Annotated in this window: 14 protein-coding genes; 10 read left to right on the top strand and 4 right to left on the bottom strand. The window is 64.7% G+C overall.

Annotated features, from left to right (window positions below):
* Positions 1–32 precede the first annotated feature (32 nt).
* Positions 33–725 (bottom strand): HAD family hydrolase, encoded by a 693-nt coding sequence (locus ACYU7Q_RS18620; protein WP_460610943.1) that lies wholly within the window; start codon positions 723–725, stop codon positions 33–35.
* 69 nt (positions 726–794) lie between these two features.
* On the opposite strand from ACYU7Q_RS18620, the gene pafA reads away from it, so the two are divergent.
* From pafA to ACYU7Q_RS18595, 5 genes are all read left to right on the top strand, one after another.
* Complete coding sequence (gene pafA, locus ACYU7Q_RS18615; protein ID WP_460610942.1) at positions 795–2,504, top strand: alkaline phosphatase family protein; 1,710 nt, start codon at positions 795–797, stop codon at positions 2,502–2,504.
* 148 nt (positions 2,505–2,652) lie between these two features.
* Positions 2,653–3,207, top strand: a complete 555-nt coding sequence (locus ACYU7Q_RS18610; protein WP_460610941.1) for an inorganic diphosphatase — start codon at positions 2,653–2,655, stop codon at positions 3,205–3,207.
* Between the two features lie 45 nt (positions 3,208–3,252).
* Positions 3,253–3,936, top strand: coding sequence for a DUF6766 family protein (locus ACYU7Q_RS18605; protein WP_460610940.1), 684 nt, complete (start codon positions 3,253–3,255; stop codon positions 3,934–3,936).
* 52 nt (positions 3,937–3,988) lie between these two features.
* A complete protein-coding gene (locus ACYU7Q_RS18600) occupies positions 3,989–4,846 on the top strand; it encodes a UbiA prenyltransferase family protein (RefSeq protein WP_460610939.1) in 858 nt (285 codons plus the stop codon).
* A 43-nt stretch (positions 4,847–4,889) separates the two neighbouring features.
* On the top strand, positions 4,890–5,522 hold the full coding sequence (locus ACYU7Q_RS18595) for a CatB-related O-acetyltransferase (RefSeq protein WP_460610938.1): 633 nt from the start codon (positions 4,890–4,892) through the stop codon (positions 5,520–5,522).
* Positions 5,523–5,528: 6 nt separating this feature from the next.
* Here the strand turns inward: ACYU7Q_RS18595 and ACYU7Q_RS18590 are convergent, their stop codons facing one another.
* Entirely contained in the window at positions 5,529–7,055 is a 1,527-nt protein-coding gene (locus ACYU7Q_RS18590) for a bifunctional ADP-dependent NAD(P)H-hydrate dehydratase/NAD(P)H-hydrate epimerase (RefSeq protein WP_460610937.1), read from the bottom strand.
* A gap of 37 nt (positions 7,056–7,092) precedes the next feature.
* Between ACYU7Q_RS18590 and ACYU7Q_RS18585 the strand changes: the two genes are divergently transcribed.
* Positions 7,093–7,632, top strand: a complete 540-nt coding sequence (locus tag ACYU7Q_RS18585) for an RBBP9/YdeN family alpha/beta hydrolase (RefSeq protein WP_460610936.1) — start codon at positions 7,093–7,095, stop codon at positions 7,630–7,632.
* Between the two features lie 55 nt (positions 7,633–7,687).
* Here the strand turns inward: ACYU7Q_RS18585 and ACYU7Q_RS18580 are convergent, their stop codons facing one another.
* The gene (locus ACYU7Q_RS18580) at positions 7,688–8,548 is read right to left on the bottom strand and encodes a hypothetical protein (RefSeq protein WP_460610935.1); all 861 of its coding nucleotides are present in this window, start codon (positions 8,546–8,548) and stop codon (positions 7,688–7,690) included.
* Positions 8,549–8,805: 257 nt separating this feature from the next.
* Between ACYU7Q_RS18580 and ACYU7Q_RS18575 the strand changes: the two genes are divergently transcribed.
* The 4 genes from ACYU7Q_RS18575 (at position 8,806) to sdaAA (ending at position 15,242) form a co-directional block, all read left to right on the top strand.
* Positions 8,806–12,279: a glycosyltransferase gene (locus ACYU7Q_RS18575; protein WP_460610934.1), complete on the top strand. Its 3,474-nt coding sequence runs from the start codon at positions 8,806–8,808 to the stop codon at positions 12,277–12,279.
* A gap of 101 nt (positions 12,280–12,380) precedes the next feature.
* Positions 12,381–12,842, top strand: coding sequence for a peptide-methionine (R)-S-oxide reductase (gene msrB, locus ACYU7Q_RS18570; protein WP_460610932.1), 462 nt, complete (start codon positions 12,381–12,383; stop codon positions 12,840–12,842).
* A 112-nt stretch (positions 12,843–12,954) separates the two neighbouring features.
* Positions 12,955–14,205 carry a hypothetical protein gene (locus ACYU7Q_RS18565; RefSeq protein WP_460610931.1) on the top strand — a complete coding sequence of 417 codons (1,251 nt, stop codon included), beginning with the start codon at positions 12,955–12,957 and terminating at the stop codon, positions 14,203–14,205.
* 131 nt (positions 14,206–14,336) lie between these two features.
* A complete protein-coding gene (gene sdaAA, locus ACYU7Q_RS18560; protein WP_460610930.1) occupies positions 14,337–15,242 on the top strand; it encodes an L-serine ammonia-lyase, iron-sulfur-dependent, subunit alpha in 906 nt (301 codons plus the stop codon).
* 71 nt (positions 15,243–15,313) lie between these two features.
* On the opposite strand, the gene ACYU7Q_RS18555 is transcribed toward sdaAA, so the two are convergent.
* Positions 15,314–23,203 (bottom strand): beta strand repeat-containing protein, encoded by a 7,890-nt coding sequence (locus tag ACYU7Q_RS18555; protein WP_460610928.1) that lies wholly within the window; start codon positions 23,201–23,203, stop codon positions 15,314–15,316.
* Positions 23,204–23,280: the final 77 nt, after the last annotated feature.

Raw genomic sequence — 23,280 nt, 5'->3', positions numbered from 1 at the left:
GAACCGCCGTCAGGCTTGCCGTCGAAGGAACCTTAGCCGCGCCGCTTCTGGGGCTTGGGCGTTTCGGACTGCTGCTGTCGCAGCTCCAGCAGGCGGGCAGGGGTGAGGCCGGTGAAGTCCTTGATGACGGTAAGCGGGGCCTGAAAGTCTTGCGCTTGTAGGGTGGTGGCCACGGCCACGCAGCGCATGCCGGCGCGGTAGGCGGCCTGCTCGCCCAGCACGGCATCTTCGAACACAATACAGTTCTCCGGCTGCACGCCCAGCTTAGCGGCGGTGATGGAGTAGGTGTCGGGATGAGGCTTGCCCTTGGGCACGTCGTCCTTGCCGATGACCACATCGAAGTAGCGGCGCAGGTCGAGGTGGTCGAGGATATAGCTGAGGGTGGGGCCGCCCGAGCCGGTGCCCAAGCCGATGGGGAAGCCCTCGGCGCGGGCGGCTTGCAGGAAGGCCACGAGGCCGGGCAAGGCCTGCCGCTTGCTCCAGTACAGCGTGCGGTAGAGGAGCTCGCGCTGCTCGGCATAGATGTCGAGCTGCTTTTTGGGGATGGGGTGGCGGAAGACGCTTTGGATGATGTCGCCGGCGGGCATGCCGTTGAGGCGCTTGAGGAGCTGGCGGGCGTTGGTGGTCAGGCCGAGGTCGCGGAAGAGGAGCTGGAAGGCGCGGGCCTGCACGGGCGTGTTGTCGACGAGGACGCCGTCCATGTCGAAGATGAGGGCTGGTTTCATAATCTGGCGTACGCACGGCAGGGCAAGCGCGGCGGTATCTTTGCCGAGCTTTCGCTCAATTGCCATTTCATGAAGAGACTTCTTGCCCTAGCTTTCCTGGCCCTGCCCATGCTGGCGGCCAAACCCGAAGAGCCTGTGCCGCGGCCCAAGCTGGTGGTGGGCATCGTGGTGGACCAGATGCGCTACGACTACATCTACCGCTATTGGAGCAAGTACCCGGCTGGCGGCTTCCGGCGCTTGCTGGGCGAAGGCTTCAGCTACGAAAGCTGCCACTACAACTACGTGCCCACCTACACCGGCCCCGGCCACGCCAGCGTGTACACCGGCACCACGCCGGCCGTGCACGGCATCATCGGCAACAACTGGTGGGTGCGCGAGGAAGGCCGCGAAACCTACGTGACCGAGGACAAGACCGTGAAAGCCGTGGGCGGCACCGAGGCCGCCGGCCAGATGTCGCCGCGCCACCTGCTGAGCACCACCATCACCGACGAGCTGCGCCTGGCCACGAATTTCCAGGCCAAAACCATTGGGGTGAGCATGAAGGACCGGGGCAGCATCCTGCCGGCCGGCCACTCGGCCACCGCCGCCTACTGGTACGACGGCACCAACGGAGCCTTCATCAGCAGCACCTTCTACCAGCCGGCCCTGCCCGAGTGGGTAGCCAAGTTCAACGCCGCCGGCCACGCCGCCCAGTACCTCTCCAAGCCCTGGAACACGCTGCTGCCCATCGCCGACTACACCGAAAGCTCGGCCGACGACGTGCCCTGGGAAGGGGCCTTCAAGGGCGAAGCCAAGCCGGTGTTTCCACACGACTTGCCGGTGCTCTCGGCCGGCGCGCCCGCCTCGGTGCAGCCCGCCCTCAAGAATTCCGGCGAGGCGACCAAGGCCCCGCAGGCCCCCACCCAGAACCTCGACCTCATCCGCAGCACGCCCTTCGGCAACAGCCTGACCACGGACTTTGTCCTCGAAACCCTGCGCCAGGAGCAGATGGGCCAGCGCAACATCACCGATTTCCTGGCGGTGAGCTACAGCTGCACCGACTACGTGGGCCACCAGTTCGGCCCCAACTCCATCGAAGCCGAAGACACCTACCTGCGCCTCGACCGCGAGCTGGCCCGCCTCTTCGAGGCCCTCGACAAGCAAGTGGGCAAGGGCCAGGCCCTCGTCTTCCTCACCGCCGACCACGCCGCCGCCCACGCCGTGGGCTTCTCGCAGGCCCATCGGCTGCCCGGCGGCGGGGTGGGCCCGTCGGTGATGCGCGACTCGGTGCAGCGTGCCCTCACCCGCCACTACGGCCCCGGCCAGTGGGTGCTCAGCTACGAAAACCAGCAGGTGTACCTCAACCGTCCGTTGCTCAAAAAGAAGAACATCGACCTGGCTAAGGCCCAGCAGGACGTGGCCGCCGCGCTGCTCACGCTGCCCGGCGTCACGCAGGCCCTCACCGCCCTCGACCTGCAGCGCGCCCACTGGAGCGAGGGCCTGGGCATGTACCAGGAAAACGGCTTCTACGCCCCGCGCTCCGGCGATGTGCTCACCGTGCTGGCCCCTGGCTGGCTCGAAGCCTACGCCTTCCCCGTGGTGAAGGGCACCACCCACGGCTCGGCCGGCGCGTACGATACGCACGTGCCGCTGCTGTTCTGGGGTTGGGGCGTGAAGCACGGCGAGTCGTCGGCCGCCGTGCACACCATTGACATTGCGCCCACTATCGCGCAGTTTCTGCACATCCAGGAGCCCAGCGGGTGCTCGGGGGTGCCACTGCGCGAGGTGCTGGGCCGGTAAGTGCAGTAGCGTGGACTCTGCGAGTCCGCGCTTGGACCGGACGACGTGCGGACTCGCAGAGTCCACGCTACATTTTAATTAACAAACTCGCTTATCCGCTTGTAATTTTGTCCCTGGCCGTCAAGATAGGCGGCTGCTTTCCCTGAATATGACCCACTTCAACCCCTGGCACGACGTGTCGCGCGGCGACGAAACCCCTACCGTCGTTCAGTCCATCATCGAAATCCCCAAAGGCAGCAAAGGCAAATACGAGCTCGACAAAGAAAGCGGCCTGCTGAAGCTCGACCGCGTGCTGTTCTCGGCCGTGCACTACCCGGCCGCCTACGGCTTCATCCCCCAAACCTACTGCGACGACAAAGACCCACTCGACATCCTGGTGCTTTGCTCGGTCGATATCGTACCCATGTGCCTGGTGGAGGCCAAGGTCATCGGCGTAATGCAGATGGTGGACCAGAACGAGGAGGACGATAAAATCATCGCCGTGGCCGCCCACGACATCTCGGTGAACCACTACAACGACATCTCCGACCTGCCCCCGCACACGCTGCTCGAAATGCAGCGCTTCTTCGAGGACTACAAGGCCCTGGAGCACAACAAGCACGTGGTGGTGGAGCGCTTCATGGGCAAGGAAGACGCCTACCGCATCATCAACGACAGCATCAAGCTCTACGAAGAAACCTTCGGCGACCGCGCCGCTAAATAACGGCGTTCGAGCTACGTTTTTCTGGAATGCCCGTAAAGGCGAAGCATGGCAATACAGCGTCCTGCTTCGCCTTTTTGGCGTTTTTTATACGAGAATAGTCTCACCATTATCATCCTGCTGTTCACGGTGGGCGCCCTGGCCGGGCAGTTCGTCACGGGCTGGCACGACTACAATGACGAGCTACAGGAGATGAAGCTGGCCCCGCTTTCGGCCGGGCAATACTTCCACTCCGGCCACTTCCTCGAAGCCACGTTTGAGAACTGGGAGAGCGAGTTTCTGCAAATGGCCCTCTACGTGCTGCTCACGGTGTGGCTGCGCCAGCGCGGCTCCTCCGAGTCGAAAAAGCTGTACGAAGAGGATGAGGTAGATGCCGAGCCCGACCCGTCTAAAAAGGACGCGCCCTGGCCCGTGCGGCAGGGCGGCCTGGTGCTCAAGCTCTACAAAAGCTCCCTGAGCCTGGCGTTTTTCGTACTGTTTCTGGGGGCATTTTTCCTGCACGCCCGGGGCGGGGCCGAGGTCTACAGCATCGAGCAAGTGCACGACGGCAAGTCGGCCGTAAGCCTTTGGGAATACATGGGCACGTCGCGGTTCTGGTTCGAGTCGCTGCAGAACTGGCAGAGCGAGTTTCTCAGCATCCTGAGCATCGTGGGCCTCAGCATCTTCCTGCGCCAGCACGGCTCCCCCGAAAGCAAGCCCGTAGATGCGGCCCACCACGAAACCGGAAAATAAGCAGCCGTTCGCGGCTTTACCTTCGCGTGTGGTTTCGTCATCGCTCCCCGTTGTGCCAGCCGCCGGCCGTGGTTTTCCGCGCCGGGCCTTCGATGCGCTGCTGTTCAGCAGCGTGTGGCTGGCCGGCGCGGCCGCGGCCCAAACGGCCGCCAGCTTTCGCCGCTGGCCTACCGCCGCTGGCGGCGTGAGCTACCGCGTGGTGCTACTCGTATTTGCCGCCACGCTGCTGGTTTATAACCTTGATGCTGTGCTGCCCTTCAAGCACCGACAGCCGGCCGGCAGTTCCGGCCGCAAGGCCTGGCAGCAGCGGCACCGTCGCGGGCTGGCGGTGCTGGCGGGCATTGCGGCGCTGGTGGCGGGCTACCTGTTTATGGCCGATGGCTGGTGGCGCTACCTGCCGGCCCTGCTGCCGCTGGCGGCGCTGGCGCTGCTGTATTCGTGGCCGCTGGGGCGCTGGCGCGGGCGGCCCCGGGCCCTGCGCGAGGTGCCGCTGCTCAAAATATTTCTGATTGCGGGGGTGTGGTCGGCCATCACGGTGGGGCTGCCCGCGCTGGCCCTGCACCGCCCCCTGGCCGAGGCCGCAGGCCTGCTGGCCCAACGCTTCTGCTTGGTGCTGGCCCTGGCCATCGTGTTCGACATCCGCGACCAGAGCCGCGACCGGGCGGCCGGCACCCGCACCTTCCCGGTGGTGCTGGGCCTGGCCGGGGCCAAAGCCGTGGCGCTGGCCTTTCTGGCCGCCGCCATGCTGCTGGGCTTCGAGCGTGGCGTGGCCCCGCTGGGGCTGCTGCTCACGGGCCTCTCCGCCGCCACGGTCATCCTGCTGGCCGACGAGCGCCGCAACGACTACTTCTTCGCCTTCCTGGCCGATGGGGTGCTGCTGGTGCCGGCCGTGCTGAATTTGGTGGTGTAGTGGCCGGCCGTGTTTTCTCCTGCTCACCTTTGAATGCCCTTCTATGGCCGTTCCCGACGCTTCTACCGTATTTCCGCTGGCCGGCTACGAACGGCTGTGCTTCCTGAAAAACGTGGTTGACCACCCGCAGATTACTGTGGGCGACTACACGTATTACGACGACTTCGAAGACGTTGCCAACTTCCAGCGCCGTGTGCGCTACCTGTTCGATTTCACCGGCGACCACCTGCGCATCGGCAAATTCTGCATGCTGGCCTCGGGCGTAGAATTCATCATGAACGGGGCCAACCACCTGGCGGAAGCCGTGAGCGCCTACCCGTTTGCCGTGTTCGGCGGCGACTGGGCCGGGGCCATGGCCGGCAAAAGTTACCCTAACAAAGGCGATACCGTGGTGGGAAACGACGTTTGGATTGGCTACCGGGCCACCATCATGCCGGGCGTGAGCATTGGGCACGGGGCCATCATCGGAGCCTGCGCCGTGGTCACGCGCGACGTGCCGCCCTATGCCATCGTGGGCGGCAACCCCGCCCGCGTCATTCGCATGCGCTTCGATGCCGGCACCGTCGCCCGCCTGCTGGCCCTGGCGTGGTGGGACTGGCCCATCGAGAAAATTACCCGCTTCGCTCCGCTGTTGACGGGCGATGCAACGGCGTTTCTGGCAGCGGCCGAGGAATAACAAGGGCTACACCTCCGCCAGCGCCGGGCCGATGTGTCGCACGATATCCCCGGCCACGAGCCCGGCCTGCCCGGTTTGCGCGGCAGCCAAGTCGCCGGCCCGGCCGTGGGCGTACACGCCCAGCCGCACCGCCTCGAAAGCTGGCAGCTGGGCGTGGGCGCGCAGGGCCAGCAGCAGGCCCGTGAGCACGTCGCCGCTGCCGCCGGTGGCCATGCCGGCGTTGCCGCTGCTGTTGAAGTGAAGCTCGCCGGTGGGCGTGGCCAGGCAGGTGTAAGCGCCTTTCAGCACCACGAGGCAGCGGTGTTGGGTGGCGAAGTCACGTAGCAATTCCAGGCGGTGGTAGTCGTCGCGGGCCGGCTCGGTGAGGCGCTCGAACTCCTTGGGGTGGGGGGTGAGGACCGTGTTTTCGGGCAGCTGCTTGAGTAGCGCGCGGTGGCTGCCCAGCAGGTTCAGCGCGTCGGCGTCGATGACGAGGGGGAGCGGCTGGCTGGTTTTTTCGAGGGGCTTATCGGCCGCTTTCAGCAGCTGGCGCAGCACGGCGAGGCTGGCTGGTGCCTGGCCCAGTCCGGGGCCGATGCCTGCGGCCTGGTAGGGTTTAAGCTCCGGCAATTCGCTGATGAAATCGGCCTGCTTATCCGTCAGGCACATGGCTTCGGGCTGACTGATTTGGAAGATGTCGTAGCCGCAGCCGGGAATGTGGGCCGTGAGCAGCCCCACGCCGCCGCGCAGGCAGGCCCCCGCCGAGAGCACGGCCGCGCCCATCTTGCCCCGGCTGCCGGCCAGCAGCAGCGCGTGCCCGAAGGTGCCTTTGTGGCTGAACTTGGGGCGAGGCGGCAGCTGGCCGGCCACGGCGGCGGCATCGGTATAGTGCCAGGGCGTGGCTGCTTCGGCAATGAAACCGGCGCTCAGTCCGATGTTCTCCACATGCCATTCGCCCACAAAATCCGCATTCTGCGGCAGCAGGAAAGCCAGCTTGGGCAGGCCGAAGCTGACGGTGTGCTGCGCCCGCACCACGGGGCTGTTGGCCGGCTGGGGCGCGTCGGCGAAGAGGCCGCTGGGAATATCTACGGCCACGACGCGGGCCTGGGCCTCGTTCAGGTGCTGCACCACGGCCGCCGCCACGCCATCCAATGGGCGCGAAAGCCCGGTGCCGAACAGGGCATCGATAACCAGCGCGTTCGGGGCAATGGCGGGCAGGTGTTGGGGTAATAGGTCGGCCACGGGCACAGCGGCCGGCAGGTGCTTGCGGTTGTGCTGCCAGTCGGGCGAGTGCTGGTCGGCGGGCAGCAGGGCCACGCGCACGGCGTAGTTCTGCTGGAGCAGCAGCCGGGCGATAGCCAGGCCATCGCCGCCGTTGTTGCCGGGGCCGCAGAGAATCAGGGTTTCGCCGGCTTCGGCCGGCGTGAAGTGGCTGCTGAACCACTGGAGAAAAGCGGTTGCGGCCCGCTCCATCAGCTCCACCGAGAGCAGGTGCTGCTCCCGGATGGTGGCCTGGTCAAGGTCGCGGGTTTGGGCGGCGGTCAGGATTTTCATAGCAGTTGGGAAAGGAACAGAGCGGCTACTTTTGAGCATGCAAGAAACCACCCGCGTCTTCATTGTGCCTGGCCTCGGCAGCTCGGGCCCCGACCATTGGCAAACGTATTTTGAGCGCACACAGCCGAATTTTACGCGCATTGAGCAGCGCGAGTGGGACGCGCCCGACCGCGCCGAATGGGTCGCCCGCCTCGAAGACGCTCTCGATGGCGAAGACCTGAGCGAGGTGGTGCTGGTGGCCCATAGTCTGGGCTGCGCTACCATCGCGCACTGGGCCGGGCAGTACGGCCACCGCATCAAAGGTGCGCTGCTGGTGGCGCCCAGCGACGTGGAAACCGCGCATTATGCCGCTTTCCCCACCACCGGCTTCGCGCCCATGCCGCTGGCCCGGCTGCCCTTCCCCAGCAAAGTTGTGTTCAGCCAGAACGATGAATGGGTGACGCCGGCCCGCGCCGGGCAGTTTGCCGAGGCCTGGGGCAGCGAGCTGGTCGATATCGGCACCGCCGGCCACATCAACACCGCCAGCGGCTACGGCGAGTGGCCGGTGGGCCTGGCGCTGCTGGAGGAGTTGGGATGAATGTAAAGGAAGTGGGAGTTGCCGAAGGCAGCCCGTCATTTCCCCTAATCGCCACCTACCAAAACCGCCGCGTGAACTCCACCGATACGTAGAACAGCCGCTCGGCATTGCCCCAGTCCGGCACGTGCAGCGGCACGAGATAGGCCGGAATAAGGGCGAAGCTGCTGCGGCGCGCATCCAGCGAAATGGGCAACGACAGCGTGTAGCCGGTGCTGGTGAAGCCCGGCGTATCGGGCGTTTCGAGCACGTTGCTGGTTTTGGTTTTGGTCTGGCCGTTCTTCTTAGTAGTCATGACTTGCTGCTGCACGCGGCGGGCCAGGCCGGCGGCGTAGAAGCGCTGCGTGCCCGTGCCCAACTCGAAGGTGGGCGTGATGTTGAGGGTGTCGTGGGCGAAAACCGGCAACGGGAAGGCGTGCGATACATTCCAGGTGAGCACCACGTCGCGGGTGCCGCCGAAAAAGGCATCGGCGGTGAGGCTGGCGTAGGCAAAGTCAAAATCGTGGGACAGGCTGGCTTCCACGTTGTCGGTGATGGTGGCGCGGAGCAGCTTGCTGTCGGCCGGCACGAAGAGGTGGGTGTATTGCAGGCTCCACTCGGCGGGGCCGTGGCCGGCATGGACGTAGCCCAGGGTGCCCTCGTAGTCGTCGAAAAGCGGCTGGCCGGGACCGTAGGAGCTGTTGAGGTAGGCCCCGGCGTACAGGCCGCTGCGGGTTTGGTAGGTGAGCTGGGTGCCGAGGTAGCCGTGGTCGTCGGTCGCCTCGGGGGCGCGCATGAGGTAGGCGTTGCGGTTGGCCGTGGTCAGGTCCACGACGAAGCGCGGCGGCGTTGCTGGCCTGGATAATGCCCGACGGGCTGCCACTGAGTCGGCGGGCGGAGCCAGGCTTTGGGCGGCAGCTGGCTGCAACTTCGGCAGCATCAAAAACGGCAGAAACATAAGCAATAGGCACATCGCAAACAGCAAGGGGAGGGAAGCGAAAGAAGGGGCGTGAGGTGTGCCCCGATAGCCGACGGAAACAGCCCGGCCAATGGTGTCAGACCAACGCCTTCGGGACAAGATTAACCGGCGTTAAATGAATGTTTTATGGGATAAAAGTGGGGTGGGCTTATTCATTCAGCCTACATCTTAATGAGGGAATTTTGCTACTCTCAACCCTCACGCTTTCTGCCCTGGTCATGTCCGCCGCCGAGTCTTCCCCCCAGGTTTTTCAGAGTTTCTCGCCCCGGCGCTGGCAACGCTTCGTGTGGGGCGCGCGCCTAGCTGTGGCGCTGCTGCTGCTGGCCGGCGCGGGCTTGGCCTGGGCCTTGTTCCAGCAGTCGGCCACGCTGCTGCCGAAAGCCTTCGGGCCGAACGAAACCTACAAGCAGATTCTCAACCCCGCTCGCCTCGCCACGCTGGCCAACCGCCACAACCGTGCCTACCAGGCCCTGCGGAAGCAGCTGCCCCAGCACGCCCACGGCTACCGCGACCCGCGCAGCCGCGCCGCCGTACCGCTGGCGCAGCAGGTGCCCCCGCGCCGGAACCCCGCCCCGGCCTTCCGCAATGGCCTGCCCATCCGGGCGGGCTTCTACGTGAACTGGGACGCACAATCACTCAATACCTTGCGGCATCAGGTGGATAAGATGAACATGGTGCTGCCCGAGTGGCTGTTTGTGCCCGACCAGGCCGGCCATCTCAGCACCGACGTTGACACGGCGGCCCTAGCGCTGCTGCGCCGCCACCCCGGCGTGGCCGTGGTACCCATGATTTCGAACTACTACCACGAGCAGTGGAACGGCGGCAACGTGCGCCGCATGATTGCCACCGAGCGCACCCGCCAGGCGTGCATCACCAACGTGTTGCAGGCCATCCGGCGCTACGGGTTTCAGGGCGTGAACATCGACTTCGAGAACCTGAACCTCGACGACCGCGCCCCCTTCGAAACTTTTCAGCGCGAGCTCTACGCCGCCCTGCACGCTGGCGGTTACCTCGTGACGCAGGACATCGCCCCGCTCAACGACGACTACGACCCCGCCACCCTGGCCCGCTCGAACGACTACCTCATCCTGATGGCCTACGACCAGCACGAAACCGGCAGCGGCCCCGGTCCCGTGGCCGCCCACAAGTGGGTGGAGGACATTCTGACCAAAATGGAAGCCCAGGTTGACCCCCAAAAGCTGGTGCTGGGCCTGGCCGCCTACGGCTACGACTGGCGCACCGACGGCGGCAAAAAACACATCGAAGGCACCGACCTCACCTACCAGGAAGCCCTGACCACGGCCAAGGAATCGGAAGGCAAAATCCATTTCGATAACGACACCTACAACCTCGATTTCAGCTACGCCGACGAGTACGACCGCCCGCACCAGGTGTTTTTCACCGATGCAGCCACCAACTTTAACGCCATGCGCACGGCCGACGACCAGGGCCTGGCGGGCGTAGCCGTGTGGCGCCTGGGTTCCGAAGACCCACGCCTGTGGACCTTCTTCAACCGCAGCCTGCGGGCCGACAGTTTGCAGAAATCCGGCCCCGCGCTCATGCAGCGCCTGCGTCGGCCGGTGGGCGCCACCGATGTGGACTACATCGGCGAAGGCGAGGTGCTTGACATCCTCAGCGGCCCGCAAAACGGACGCATCGGCCTCGGGCTCAATGCGCCCGACCAGCTCATCAGTGAGGAGAACTATGCCGTGCTGCCCACCAGCTACGTGGTGCGCAAGCTCGGCCTGGCCCCCAAAACCGTGGTGCTGACCTTCGACGACGGCCCCGACGAAACCTACACGCCGCAGATTATCAATATCCTGAAGCAGGAAAACGTGCCGGCCGCATTTTTCGTGGTGGGCGAAAACGCCGAGAACAACGTGCCGCTGCTGCGCCAGCTCTACGACGACGGCTACGAAATCGGCAACCATACCTTCTCGCACCCCAACATCGCCAATGTGAGCCCCCGGCGCGCCGCGCTGGAGCTCAACGCCACCCGCCGCCTCATTGAGTGCGTGACCGGGCACAGCACCATCCTGTTCCGCCCGCCCTACAACGCCGACTCGGAGCCGCAGAGCCTGCAGGAAATCGAGCCCATCATGCTGGCCAAGCACGAAAACTACCTCACGGTGGGCGAAAGCATCGACCCCCAGGACTGGCGCAAGGGCGTTACGGCCGATGAGATTTTCAATCAGGTAGTGAAGGAGCAGGCCAACGGCAGCGTGATTCTGCTGCACGACGCCGGCGGCAACCGCGAAGCCACGGTGGCCGCCCTGCCGCGCATTATCCACTATTTCAAGCAGCAAGGCTACCGTTTCATCACCGTGTCGGAGCTGATGCACAAGCCCAAAGCCGAGCTGATGCCCGCCCTGCCCGCCGGCCGCGACCGCGACCTGGCCGAAGCCAACTGGGCCACCGTGGTGGGCCTGTATTTCCTGGAGCACGGCCTCTACACGCTCATGCTGCTGGGCATCATCCTCACGCTGGGGCGGCAGCTGGCCGTGGCCGCACTGGCCTGGGTGCAGCACCGCCGCACCCGCGCCCGTGAAGCCGCCGCACCCGCCCCGCCCGCCGAAACCGCCGGCCAATGGCCCCGCCTGAGCATCATTGTGCCAGCCTACAACGAGGAGGTAAACGCCGTGCGCAGCCTCGAAAGCCTGCTGCGGCTCGATTACCCCGATTTTGAAGTGGTGTTTGTCGATGATGGCTCGAAGGATGCCACCCACGCGCTGGTGTCGGCGGCCTTCGCCGGCCATCCGCAGGTGAGGGTGCTTACCAAGCCCAACGGCGGCAAAGCCTCGGCCCTGAACTACGGCATTGCCCGCGCCGCCAGCGACTTCGTGGTGTGCATCGATGCCGACACCCAGCTCGACCCGGCCGCCCTGCGCCAGCTCATCAGTCACTTCGATTCGCCGCAGGTGGGAGCCGTGGCCGGCAACGTGAAGGTGGGCAACGAGCGCAACCTGCTCACCCGCTGGCAGGCCATCGAGTACATTACGAGCCAGAATTTCGACCGCCGGGCTTTCGAGCTGCTGGGCTGCATCACGGTGGTGCCGGGGGCCATCGGCGCGTTTCGGACCGAAGCCTTGCGGGCCGTTGGGGTCTTCACCACCGATACCCTGGCCGAGGACTGCGACCTCACCATCCGGCTGCAGCGGGCCGGCTACAGCGTCGCCTACGCCCCCCGCGCCCTGGCCGTGACCGAAGCGCCCGAAACCGTGGGCATGTTCCTGAAACAGCGTTTCCGGTGGTCGTTCGGCATCATGCAGGCGTTCTGGAAGCACCGCGCCGTGTGCCTCAACCCGCGCTACGGCGCGCTCGGGCTGGTGGCCTTCCCCAACCTGCTGGTGTTCCAGCTCATCCTGCCCTTCCTCAACCCGCTGGCCGATTTGCTGATGCTCTACTCGCTCTTTACCGGGCAGGGCGGCCCGGTGCTGGGCTACTACCTGGCCTTTTTGCTGGTCGATGCCGCCGCCGCTGCGCTGGCCTTCGGCTTTGAGGGCGAGCGCCGGAGCCGCTTGTGGGGCCTGCTGCCCCAGCGCTTCGTGTACCGCCAGCTGATGTACGTGGTGCTGCTGCGCTCGGTGCTGCGCGCCATCAAGGGCGAGCTGCAAAGTTGGGGCGTGCTCCAGCGCACCGGCAACGTGACCGCGCCCATATCGGGGGAGTTGGCGGCGAGCCGCAGCGTGTAAGGAAGGAACCGGGACATCGTCTGCCCAGCGCGGCCGAAAACTTCCCGGTCCTGGCCGCGTTTACCTTGTTCCTCCGCTTTCCCTTAACCCTCCTCGCTGATATGCAAACCTGGAACGACGTCATCCGCCTCGCCAACCACCCCATCCCTTCGCCGCGCCGCGTGGAGAAAACGCCCGCCGAGTGGCGCGCCCTGCTCACGCCCGAGCAGTTCCACGTCACCCGCGAGCACGGCACCGAGCGCGCCTTCACCGGCGAGTATTGCGAGGCCCACGAGGCCGGCCTCTACGCCTGCGTGTGCTGCGGCACGCCGCTCTACGATTCGCGCACCAAGTTCGAGTCCGGCACCGGCTGGCCCTCGTTCACGCAGCCCGTCGATGAAACGGCCATCCGCTACAAGAAGGACACCAGCTACGGCATGACCCGCGTGGAAGTGCTCTGCAACGTGTGCGATGCCCACCAGGGGCACGTGTTTCCCGACGGCCCCGCGCCCAGCGGCCTGCGCCTGTGCATCAACTCGGCCAGCATCAAGCTGGTGCAGCAGGAGCAGCCCGCCAACGGCTGATGATTTCTAAATAATATATTATATATACTATTTAATATATTTAGTAAATTGTGCCTGGTTGGTCAGCTTCTGCTGACTGACCAGGCTTTTTTTATCCCAAATCCCTAGCGCCATGTTAAAAACTACTTTTTCCATCGCAGCAGGCTTGTTTTTGGCGGGAGCCGTAGCTTCGGCCCAAACTGTTAGTTCTCCGCCCAGCGCCACGGGTGGGCAACTGGAAAGCCAGGCCACCGGCGGGGTGCCCGTCTCGCTTCTGCGGCAAATCACCGCCCTGCCATTGCAGGAAGCCGTCTTTCAGAACTACACCAACGGCGACTGGGTCGACTTTTCGCGCGCCCGATACTCGCGCTACAGCGCTCCGCTGCTGCCCGGCCTGATTGAAACCGACCGAAGAACCGGCACTACCTGGACCCTTGCTTCGGCCAGCCACTTGCGCTATAACTCGGCCGGGCTGGTGCTCACCGACACGATTTATCAGTTCCAGCAGCCTACGTTTGGGCCGTTTGCCGTGCTGGTCAATACCTACAACACCCCCACCCAGGTGCGTTGGGAGTGGACATTGAGCCGGGCGCCGGGCAGCGCCGCCAGCGTGCCATTCGATTCGACGAGCCGCAGCACGCACACCTACAACGCGGCCGGCCAGCTTACGCAGGTGCTCCACCAGTTCTACGCGGCGAGAACGTACCTGGCCACCTCGCGCGACTTGTACACCTACAATGCCCAGAACCTGGTATCCATTGAGGAAACCCAAAACACCCTCAACAACGGCGCTACCTGGGTGCCTTCTACCCGCAGCACCACCACGTACACCGCGACGGGCAAGGTGCAGCAGGTAATCAACGAAACGGCGCCGCCTACCACCGGCGTGTACGCCAACTCCACCCGCGATACTTACCAGTACGACGCGCAGGACCGGCCCTCGGTAGTGACTACCGATAAGTGGGTCAATAATGCGTGGGCCCTTGGCTCGCAGAATCTGTACGCCTACAACGCCGCCGGCGACATCGCCTCGCTCACGAGCCAGGACTGGACGGGTAGTGCCTTCGTGAATGTGTCGCGGGTGCTGTTCAACTACCAGCAGGTGACGAGCAGCCGCGGGGCGCTGGCCCATCAGCGCCTGGCCGTGGTGCCAAATCCCAGCGAAGCGGGCACTCAAGCCCAAATTCTGCTGGAAACCGGAGGGGGCGCTGCCAGTGGGGCCGTGTTCGACCAGTTGGGCCGCCAGGTGGCCGTGCTATCCAGCACCCCCGCGCAGGCCCTGCGCGGCACCCTGGCGCTCCCCGCCAACCTGCCGGCCGGACTGTACCTGGTGCACCTGCGCGCCGGCAGCCGGCAGTGGCAGGCGCGCTGGCAGCAGCTGTAATTTTGCGAGTGGCTGATGGCAGGCCAGCCGTCCTGCCTTGCCCCAATCCCGTAGCTTTAAGCCCCGGTTGAAGACACCTTCGGCCGGGGCTTTGCGTTTACTACTTTTTAGCCCACCTTCCCACCCGCGCCATGTCTTTGTTATTTAATGATTTCGCCTCCTGGGCCGCACACTGCGCCGAAACCGGCGAGCCCCTCTACCAGCCTGTCCTTGCCTACGAAATCGAGCAGAAAGGCCGCACCGAAGACGAAATCTGGACCGGCCTGCAACGCGCCTACGACGTGATGCGCGATGCCGTGAAGGAAGGCCTGACCGGCGACATGACCTCGCGTTCGGGCATGATAAACAACGGGGCCAAGAAAATTGCTGCCTCGCCCGTCACCGTCCTTTCGCCCGAGTTCAAGCAGCTCATCACCCGCGCCTTGGGTGCCAAGGAGGTGAACTCCTGCATGGGCCGGGTGGTGGCTGCGCCCACGGCCGGGGCCTCGGGCATCCTGCCCGGTGTGCTGGTCACCATTCAGGACCTGCACAAGCTGAGCGACCGCCAGATTCTGGAGGGCCTGCTCGTAGCGGCCGGCATTGCCCTGATTATCGAGCAAAATGCCTCGCTGGCCGGGGCCGTGGGCGGCTGCCAGGCCGAAACCGGCTCGGCCGCCGCCATGGGCAGCGGGGCCATCGTGTACTGCCTGGGCGGGCCGGTCGAGCAGGTGTTTGCTGCCGTGGCCGTCACCATTCAGTGCATGCTCGGGCTGGTGTGCGACCCCGTGGCCGGCCTCGTGGAAGTGCCCTGCGTGGTGCGCAACGCCTCGGCCGCCGCCATTGCCTTCTCCTCGGCCCAGATTGCCATCGCCGGCATCGACCCGGTTATTCCCGTCGACCAGTGCGTGGCCGCCCTCGGCGAAGTGGGCCAGGCCATGGAAACCCGCTATAAGGAAACCGCCCTCGGCGGCCTAGCCGCCACCAAGCGCGGCAAGGAAATCGAGAAAATGGTGCTGGTGCAGGATGTGAACATTCTGCCCGACGAAGCCGACCATTAGGCTTGCCAACAACGCACAAAAAAGCCCCGCTGGCATTGCCAGCGGGGCTTTTCAATGGGTGCTTACCGCGACTACTCGCGCACCAGGCGGCGGGTTTCCACGCCGTCGGCGTTGCGCAGGCGCAGCAGGTACACGCCCGTGGCCACACCCGTCAGGTCGAGGGTGCGGGTGGCGGTACCGGCGTTGGCCGGCAGCAGCTCGCTGATGAGAACCCGGCCCAATGCGTCAAGCACGGTGAGCTGGGTAACGAGGCGGTAGCCGGTCAGCTCCAGGGTCATCTGGCCCGTAGGAGTGGGGTTCGGGTACACCTGGAGGCTGGCTCCGGCAATGCTGTTGCGAGCTGCCGTGATAACCAGCGGAGTCGAGGGCAGCGACACGCAGCCGTTGGCGTTGGTCGTGGTCACGGTGTAGGAGCCGTACTGAGCGGGCAAGCCGTTCACCACGTAGGTCTGGCCCGTGGCACCAGTGATGATGTTGCCGTTGAGGTACCACTGGTTGCCGGTCGTGGCGCTGGAAGTCAGCGTCGTCGTCGTGCCGTTGTACACCACGCTGATGGTGGGCGTGGCCGGGCGGGGGTTCACCGTGAAGGTGGCCGTTGCCGTGGCCGCGGCGCAACCGCCGGCAGCAGCCACCGTGTTGGTCACGGTGTAGGTGCCGGCCGTCGAAGTGGCCAGGTTGATGGCGCCGGTGATGGCGTTAATCACCAGGCCCGTGGTCGAGGTGAACGTACCGGCCGAAGCGCCCGTGCCCAGTGTGGGCGTCACGGCCGTGGTCGAACCCGCGCAGCCCGCCGTGGTGGCGTAGCTGAACGTGGCCGTCGGAGCCGCCGTGATGGTCACCGTAGCAGTAGCCGTGGCGGCCGCGCAGCCACCGGCAGCGGCTACCGTGTTGGTCACGGTGTAGGTGCCGGGGGTGGACGAGGCCAAGGTGATGGCACCCGTGGTGGCATTCAGGGTCAGGCCCGTGGTCGAAGTGAACGTACCAGCCGTAGCCCCCGTGCCCAGCACGACAGTCGGAGCCGTGGTCCCGCTCACGCAGTAAGTCGAAGTGGTGCCGTAGCTGAACGTAGCGACTTGGCCGGCGGTGATGGTCACCGAAGCCGTAGCCGAGCTGCCGCAGGCCCCGGCTACCGTGTAGGTCACGGTGTAGGTGCCTGGCGTCGATGCGCTTAGGTTAATGGCACCCGTCGTGGCGTTGATGCTCAGGCCCGTGGTTGAGCTGAACGTGCCGCCGCTGGTGCCCGTCACCGTGGGAGTGGGGTTCGTGCCACTGACGCAGAACGTCGTGCCCGAGTAGGCGAATGTAGCCGTGGTAGCCGGCGTGATGGTAACCGTTGTGGTGGCCGTCGCGGCGGCGCACGAGCCCGAAGCCGCAATCGTGTTGGTCACGGTGTAGGTACCGGGCGTCGAAGTGCTGAGCGTGATAACGCCGGTGGCGGCATTCAGGCTCAGGCCCGTGGTCGAGGAGAACGTCCCGGCCGAAGCGCCCGTGCCCAACGTGGGCGAAACGGTGCTGGTGCTGCCCGCGCAGTATGTGGTAGCTGTAGGGTAGCTAAACGTTGCCACCGGAGCCGCCGTGATGGTTACCGAAGCCGTAGCGGAACTGCCGCAAGCCCCGGCTACCGTGTACGTCACGGTGTAGGTGCCCAGGGTCGAAGCGCTGAGATTGATAGTGCCGGTGGTAGCATTGATGCTCAGGCCGGTCGTCGAACTGAACGTGCCCCCGGCCGTGCCTGTCACCGTGGGGGTCGGGTTGCTGCCGCTGGCACAGAACGTGCCCGTGGTGTACGCAAACGTGGCGGTGGTGGCCGGGGTAATGGTCACCGTAGTCGTTGCCGAAACGGCGGCGCAGGCACCGCTGGCAGCCACCGTGTTGGTCACAGTGTAGGTGCCGGCCGTGGAAGTGCTGAGCGTGATAACACCGGTGGTAGCATCGATGCTCAAGCCCGAGGTCGAGGAGAACGTGCCCGCGGTGGCACCGGTGCCCAGCGTGGGCGAAACGGTGCTGGTGCTGCCGGCGCAATACGTCGTGGCCGTCGGGTAGCTAAACGTTGCCACTGGAGCGGGGCTGATGCTCAGCGTCTGCGTAGCCGTGGCAGCGGCGCAAGGGCCCGAAGCCGCCGACGTCAGCGTGATGGTCACCGTGCCAGCAGCCACGTCAGCGGCCGAAGGCGTGTAGGTCGCATTGAGCGTGGTGGCATTGGGCGAGAACGTGCCCGTGCCGCTGGTGCTGTAGGTGCCGGTCGTAACCGAGCCGCCTACGGTACCCGTCAGTGCGAAGGCCGAGGTGCCGCAGGTGCTGGCCGTGGCGGCCGGGAAGCTGGCCGTAGCCGGCTGCGTCACGTTCACCTGAATGGCCGTGCGAGCGGCCGCGCCTACGCACTCGGCGCTAACCTGGATATTGAAGAAGAAGTAGTACGTCGAGCTTGCTCCGCTGATGTAGCCGCCCGTAACCGATATCTGGCCGCTGGGCGAAGTGTAGGGGAACGTGTTGCTACCCGAGTCGCGGTACAGCGTGGGCGGCGTGGGGGTGCTCGACGTGACGAGGCGGTAGGTACCGGCAGCCGGTACGGCCAGGTTCAGCGGCAATACCGTCGGAACAAGTGCCGTGGTGCTACCGGCCGGGATGGCAAACGGCCCAACCGTCGTGATAACGGCACCAGTGGTGTTGTTCACCAGGTCGACGCTCATTGAACCGGCCGTAGCCGTGGCATTGTACACAGTGGTGGATAGCAGGGTCAGGGGACCGGTAGTGGTGAACACCACGCCCGTACCCGTGCCGCTGTAGCCGCCGTTGGTTTGAATGGAGGTAGCCTTGCCCACTGCCTCGCTCCCGCCTGTCAGGTTAAAGGCTTCGGCATAATAGGTCGTGTTAGCCGTGAGGGCCGGCGTGGTGTAGGTGCCGGCCGTAGCCAGGGCAGTGCCGCCCGTGGCCGCGCTGAAGAAGCGCACCGAAGCGCCTGCCGAAGGCGTAGCCGTGAGGGTAGCCGTGCTGCCTGCGCAGATGGCCACCGGCGTGTTAGTGGAAACCACCAGCGGATTGTTCACCGTGATGGTGCTCACGTTGGAAGTAGCCGTGCCGGTATTGCAGCGCACTTGGGCGCGGAAGTACGTGGTGGCCGTGAGAACCGGCGTGGTGTACGTAGCGCTGGTCGCATTGGCGATGTCCGTGAAGTTCACGTTGTCGGTGCTGCTCTGGTACTGGATGCTGCCATTGGCTGCACCCGTCAGGGTTAGCGTGGCCGTGCCGCTCACGCAGAGGCTGCTAGCGGCGGGGGCCAACGTGCCGGCCACCGGGGGCGCCACCGTGCGGGTGGGGGTAGGCGTCAATAGGTCGTTGGCGGTGTTGCCGTCGCCGGTCACGGTGGCCGTGACGGCGAACGAGTACGTGCCCGCAGTGCTCATGTTGAGCGTGCCAGGCAGCGTCACGGTCTGAGTGGCGCCGCTAGCCAGCGTGCCCGTGTTCAGAGTCGTGGTCAGGGGCGTGGTGCCACCGCTGGGTAGCGTCACAACTACGTTGATGGTGGCCGGCGTGGTGCTGAAGTCGAGTGTACCCGTACCGGCGTTGCGAATGCTCACGCTCACCGGCTCGGCGGTGCCGTAGCAGGTGCTGGTCGTGGCTGGGGCCACCAGTGCCATGGCGGCCAGGTCGAAGGAGAGCGGCGTGAATTCATCGGCCCCAATATCGGGGGTCGAAGCATTGCGGGTTTCGCCGTCGAAGTCGGTCGTAATGCCCGCGATGGGCGTTGCGGCGGCGTTCAGGGCTACTGCGGAGGCGTGCAGGTCGGTGGCCGAGGCGAACAATGGGTCCGCGCTGATGGAGTTGGCGTCCTTGCCGGTGGCCGTGCGCAGGGCCGCCAGGGTCGTCTGGTTGCTGCTGAAGTAGGCCAGGGTGGCCTGGGTGCCGCTGCTGTAGTAGTCGTTGTAGTTGAGCGTGGTGTAGGCCGTAGCCGGAGCCGCGCTGTAGAACGAATAGGCATTGCCCGCGCCGGCGCTGTTCACCTGCGCGTTGGCGAAGATGTTGTTTTGCACGTTGAGGCCCGTTACCGAGGCATCAACGCCAAAGGCTACCGAGAAGCCAGCGGCGTAGTTGTAGTTGCCGGTCAGGTTCACCGAGTTGTAGTACACGTTCACGCCGCTCATCGTCGAGGTCAGCAGCAGGCCGACTGTGGCACCGGATGTCAGGGTCGTGTAGCTGGTGCCCTGAATGTCGCTGATGAAGTTGTTGCTGATGCGCAGGTTGCTGTTGGCCGTGGCCGTCGACACCCGGATGCCGTAGCCGCCGTAGCCGCCCGTGCCCACGCCCACCACGCCGCTGATGCGGTTGGCGTCGATGACCAGGCCCGTCGAGGCCGTGCTCACGTTGATGCCGTAGGCGTAGCCGCCCGTGCCGGTGTTCACAATGCCGCGCACCGTGTTGCCGCTCACCGTGCCGCCGGTCACACCCACCAGGCTCAGGCCAAAGGGAGCCGAAGAGTTGGTCACGTTTTGCAGGGTGTTGCCCGATACCGTGGCGTTCACCGCGTTGCCCACGTATAGGGCCGTAGTACCAATGTTAGTTGCAGTCGCGGCCGTGGCGGGGCCCACAATGTTGCCCTGTACCACGGTGTTGTCGTTGCCACCGGCCGAAACCGTGGCTGCGCCGTTAAGCTGAATACCCGTCGTAACGCCCACAACGCTATTGTTCTGCACCGTTAGATTGTCGTTATCGGTTCCCTGGGCTACAATGCCAAACAAGCCCGATGTGATGGCGCTACCGCCCACAATGCTCAGGTTGCGAATGGTCATATTCGTCGAGCCGAGCGTATTGGTGGTGGGGCTCAGCACCAGCACGTGGTACGCGCCGCTGGTGGTGCTGGTGGTGGTCAGGGTCAGGTCGCGCGAGGTGCCATTGGTGGCGTTCGAACCGTCGAGCGTGATAAAGCGCGGGTTTTGGAAGGCCAACAGCGACGTGGCACCGCTGATGGTGCTCGTTATGCCCGTGTTGGGCTTGATGGTGAGCGTGTTGGTGGCACTGGCTTCCGGGTTGTTGCCGAAGGCAACGGGGAAGGTTTCCGCCGTCGAATACGTCGCATCGAGCAGCAGGAAGGTAACCGCGCCGGCTAGGCCGCTGGTGTTGTAGGCCGTGGCCGCGGCTGTGAGCGTAGCGTAGGTCCGGGCCGGGTTGGGCGAGGTGCCCGCGCCCACGTAGTACACGCCGCTCAGCGCGCTCAGGATGGTGTACTGATAAACAGAGGCCGGATTGGTGCTGAAGGTGCCACCCACCGGGTTCGACGCAATGTTGCCGGGCACATCCTGGGCCACTACATAATACTGAACAACATCGCCAATCCCTACGCCGCCCATCGTGGTGCTGTTCAGCGTGAAGGTGTAGGCGTTGCCGCTCACGCTCGTGGCCAGGGCCGACGTGAACGCGCCGCTCGTCCCCTTGCGGTAGAAGATGCGCGGGGCCGTCGTCGAAATGCCGCTTGCGTCGGTGATGGTGACAGTGAGGGTACGGTTGGCCGTGCTGCTGGTGTTGCCCAGCGCAACCAGCGTAATGGTCGGGCCCGTCAAATCCAGCGGGGTGAAGGTGCCTTCGTCGGCACCCAGGTCGGGGGTGGTTGTGTTGCGGGTATCGTTGTCGAAGTCGTTGGTGATGCTGCTGATGGGAGCGCCGGCGCTCTCCACCTGCGTTGCTACGGCCGGGTTGATGTGCAGGAAGGTGGCCGCCGTGCCCGTGGTGCTCAGGAAGGGCACGTCTTCGGTTACGGCTGCCTGGTCGCGGTTCGCCACGAAGGTTTTGTAGGCGACCAGGGTCTGCTGCGCGTTGGTGGCCGTGGTGGTGCCCTCCACGTAAATCAGGTTCGTGGCCGAGGGCGTGCCGGCGTAGTAGAGGTTGTTGTTGGTGGTAGTGGCCAGGTTGGTGGGCACCGTACCCGCCGTGCCCGTGCTGCGGCGCAACGCGGCGGTGTAGCCGCCCGTGCCAGCGGCCGTCGACTTGTTCACCACAATGTTGTTGCGCAGGTCCACGGTAGTAGGCGTGCTCGAGAAGTAAATGCCCGAGGTGCCGAACGTGGCGCCCGTGCTGCTGGCATTCAGGTACACCGTATTGAAATAGGCATTGATGGTAGTGCCCGAGCTGAAGTACAGGCCGTTGGCTGCCGTCAGGCCCGTGGCTGCGGGCGCCTGGAGGTCGCCCACCAGGTTGTTGTACAGGGTGATGGTGGTGCCCCCGGCCGTATAAATGCCGTAAAGCGTTACGCCGGCGTTGGTGCCCGATAGGCCGTACACCTTGTTGCGGTAGATGGTGGGCGTCGTAACCGACGTGTAAATGCCATAAATCGACGAAGCCCCCGAAGTGCTCAGCCCGCCAACCGTGTTGCCGTAAACAGCGGCTTGCGCCAGCGACGAATTGGTCAGGTTCAGGCCGTACACCGTGCTGCCGCCGCTCAGGCCCGTCACCGTATTGTTGAAGAACTGCGAGCCGCTGGCCCCGTACGTGTCGTAGATGCCATACAGCGTGCCGGTGGGCGTAGAGCCCGCCGTGATGGTGGTAATCTGATTGCCCGACCACAGCTCCGTTTCGCTCGAAGAGCTGGTGTTGTACAGGCCGTAGAATACCGAGGAACCCGCCACCGAAATGTTGTTGTACACGTTGTTGGTCAACGAATGTGTGCCGGCCCCCGCGCCGTTGTTGTAGTAGCCGTACATCGTGCCTGAGGCACCCGTGCGCGTCACTCCCGATACTTGGTTGCCGCTTATGGTTGCTACCGCGGCACTGTGGTTGTTGTAGATAAGATAGGTGCTGCCAGTGGTCGAGAGCGTCGTGGCGTTGAGCGTGTTGTTCGAGATGTTGATGGTGGCCGGCGAGATGTTGTTGTAAATGCCGTACACCGTGGCCGAAGTGGCCGTCAGGTACGACATCGACAAGGTGTTGCCCGTGATGTTAACCGTGTTCGACGCCGCCGTGCCACCCATGGAGTTCTCAATGCCCGACAGCTGCGAAGTGGTGGCTCCACTGGCCAGCACCAAGGTGTTGTTGGTAATGTCGAGGTTCGACGACGTGCCATTGGGCGTGTAAATGCCGCGTAGGGTGCTGGTCACCGTGCTGGCCGCCACGGCCGTCGAGGCCGTAGCCGAGGTGTAGTTCAGCGTGCTGTTCAGTGTGTTGCCCGAAATCTTGAGGCCGTTCTGGTAGGTGCCGCCCGCGCCGTAGCCCGAAGCCGTGCCCCCGAAGTTGCCGATGGTGTTGCCCGCCGTTACTCCGATTTCGTTGTTCTGGTCGTAATAAGCAACGGCCGTGGCCGAACCGGCCGCCAAGTAAATGCCAACCAGCGAATTGGTTACTACGTTGCCATAAATCTTGTTGCCAGAGTTGGCTCCGGCCGCGCTTGTGGCCGGCACGGCCGTGGTATTGGCAACAGTCGAAGCCAGGCCCGCGATGCCGATTGTGGCGGTATTGGTCTTGTTCAACGTCACCACGCAGTTGCGGATGGTGTTGAACTGCGCGCCGTCGGTGGCCGAGGCCCGGGCCAGCGCGTAGCCAAACTCCATCTGCGTGGTGGTCGTGGTATTGGCGGCGCTTTCGGCCACGTCCAATCCATTGAACGTCACGTAGTCGGAGCCAGCCAGGGCAATTACCGCATCCACGGAAGTGCTCACGCCTACGCCCGCCGTAATGAGCGGGTTAGCGCCGGTGCCCGATTTCTGGAACACAATGGGGTTGGCGGCGGTGCCAGTGGCCGTGATGACCAGATTGGCAGCCGTTTCGGTGTAGCCCGCCGCTACGTTGAACGTGACGCCGCCCGCGCCTACGCCTTGCGCATTGAGGGCCGAGATGGCGGCGGCCACGGTGGAGTAGTCGCCCGGAATGGCTTTAGTGCCAGTGAGCTGAGCGCGCGCCGACGTAGCGCTTAGCAGCGCCAGCAGCGTCACCGCCAGCCACCGGCCCAGCCGGTTGCTTAGAAAAGGTGTGTGCATAGAGGTTTGGAAATAGAGTTGGGGATGAGGGTGAAGAGAGAAGTTGAAATGAAAAAAGCGTAGATGGAATAAGCCCA

This window comes from Hymenobacter terrigena (assembly GCF_054776515.1).
This window is presented reverse-complemented; position numbering and strand designations above follow the sequence as displayed.

What these genes read in the sequence shown, in the direction of transcription:
- ACYU7Q_RS18620 (WP_460610943.1), bottom strand. Translation starts at nt 725, where the DNA reads ATGAAACCAGCCCTCATCTTCGACATGGACGGCGTCCTCGTCGACAAC.
- pafA (WP_460610942.1), top strand. Translation starts at nt 795, where the DNA reads ATGAAGAGACTTCTTGCCCTAGCTTTCCTGGCCCTGCCCATGCTGGCG.
- ACYU7Q_RS18610 (WP_460610941.1), top strand. Translation starts at nt 2,653, where the DNA reads ATGACCCACTTCAACCCCTGGCACGACGTGTCGCGCGGCGACGAAACC.
- ACYU7Q_RS18605 (WP_460610940.1), top strand. Translation starts at nt 3,253, where the DNA reads ATGGCAATACAGCGTCCTGCTTCGCCTTTTTGGCGTTTTTTATACGAG.
- ACYU7Q_RS18595 (WP_460610938.1), top strand. Translation starts at nt 4,890, where the DNA reads ATGGCCGTTCCCGACGCTTCTACCGTATTTCCGCTGGCCGGCTACGAA.
- ACYU7Q_RS18590 (WP_460610937.1), bottom strand. Translation starts at nt 7,055, where the DNA reads ATGAAAATCCTGACCGCCGCCCAAACCCGCGACCTTGACCAGGCCACC.
- ACYU7Q_RS18585 (WP_460610936.1), top strand. Translation starts at nt 7,093, where the DNA reads ATGCAAGAAACCACCCGCGTCTTCATTGTGCCTGGCCTCGGCAGCTCG.
- ACYU7Q_RS18580 (WP_460610935.1), bottom strand. Translation starts at nt 8,548, where the DNA reads ATGCTGCCGAAGTTGCAGCCAGCTGCCGCCCAAAGCCTGGCTCCGCCC.
- ACYU7Q_RS18575 (WP_460610934.1), top strand. Translation starts at nt 8,806, where the DNA reads ATGTCCGCCGCCGAGTCTTCCCCCCAGGTTTTTCAGAGTTTCTCGCCC.
- msrB (WP_460610932.1), top strand. Translation starts at nt 12,381, where the DNA reads ATGCAAACCTGGAACGACGTCATCCGCCTCGCCAACCACCCCATCCCT.
- ACYU7Q_RS18565 (WP_460610931.1), top strand. Translation starts at nt 12,955, where the DNA reads ATGTTAAAAACTACTTTTTCCATCGCAGCAGGCTTGTTTTTGGCGGGA.
- sdaAA (WP_460610930.1), top strand. Translation starts at nt 14,337, where the DNA reads ATGTCTTTGTTATTTAATGATTTCGCCTCCTGGGCCGCACACTGCGCC.
- ACYU7Q_RS18555 (WP_460610928.1), bottom strand. Translation starts at nt 23,203, where the DNA reads ATGCACACACCTTTTCTAAGCAACCGGCTGGGCCGGTGGCTGGCGGTG.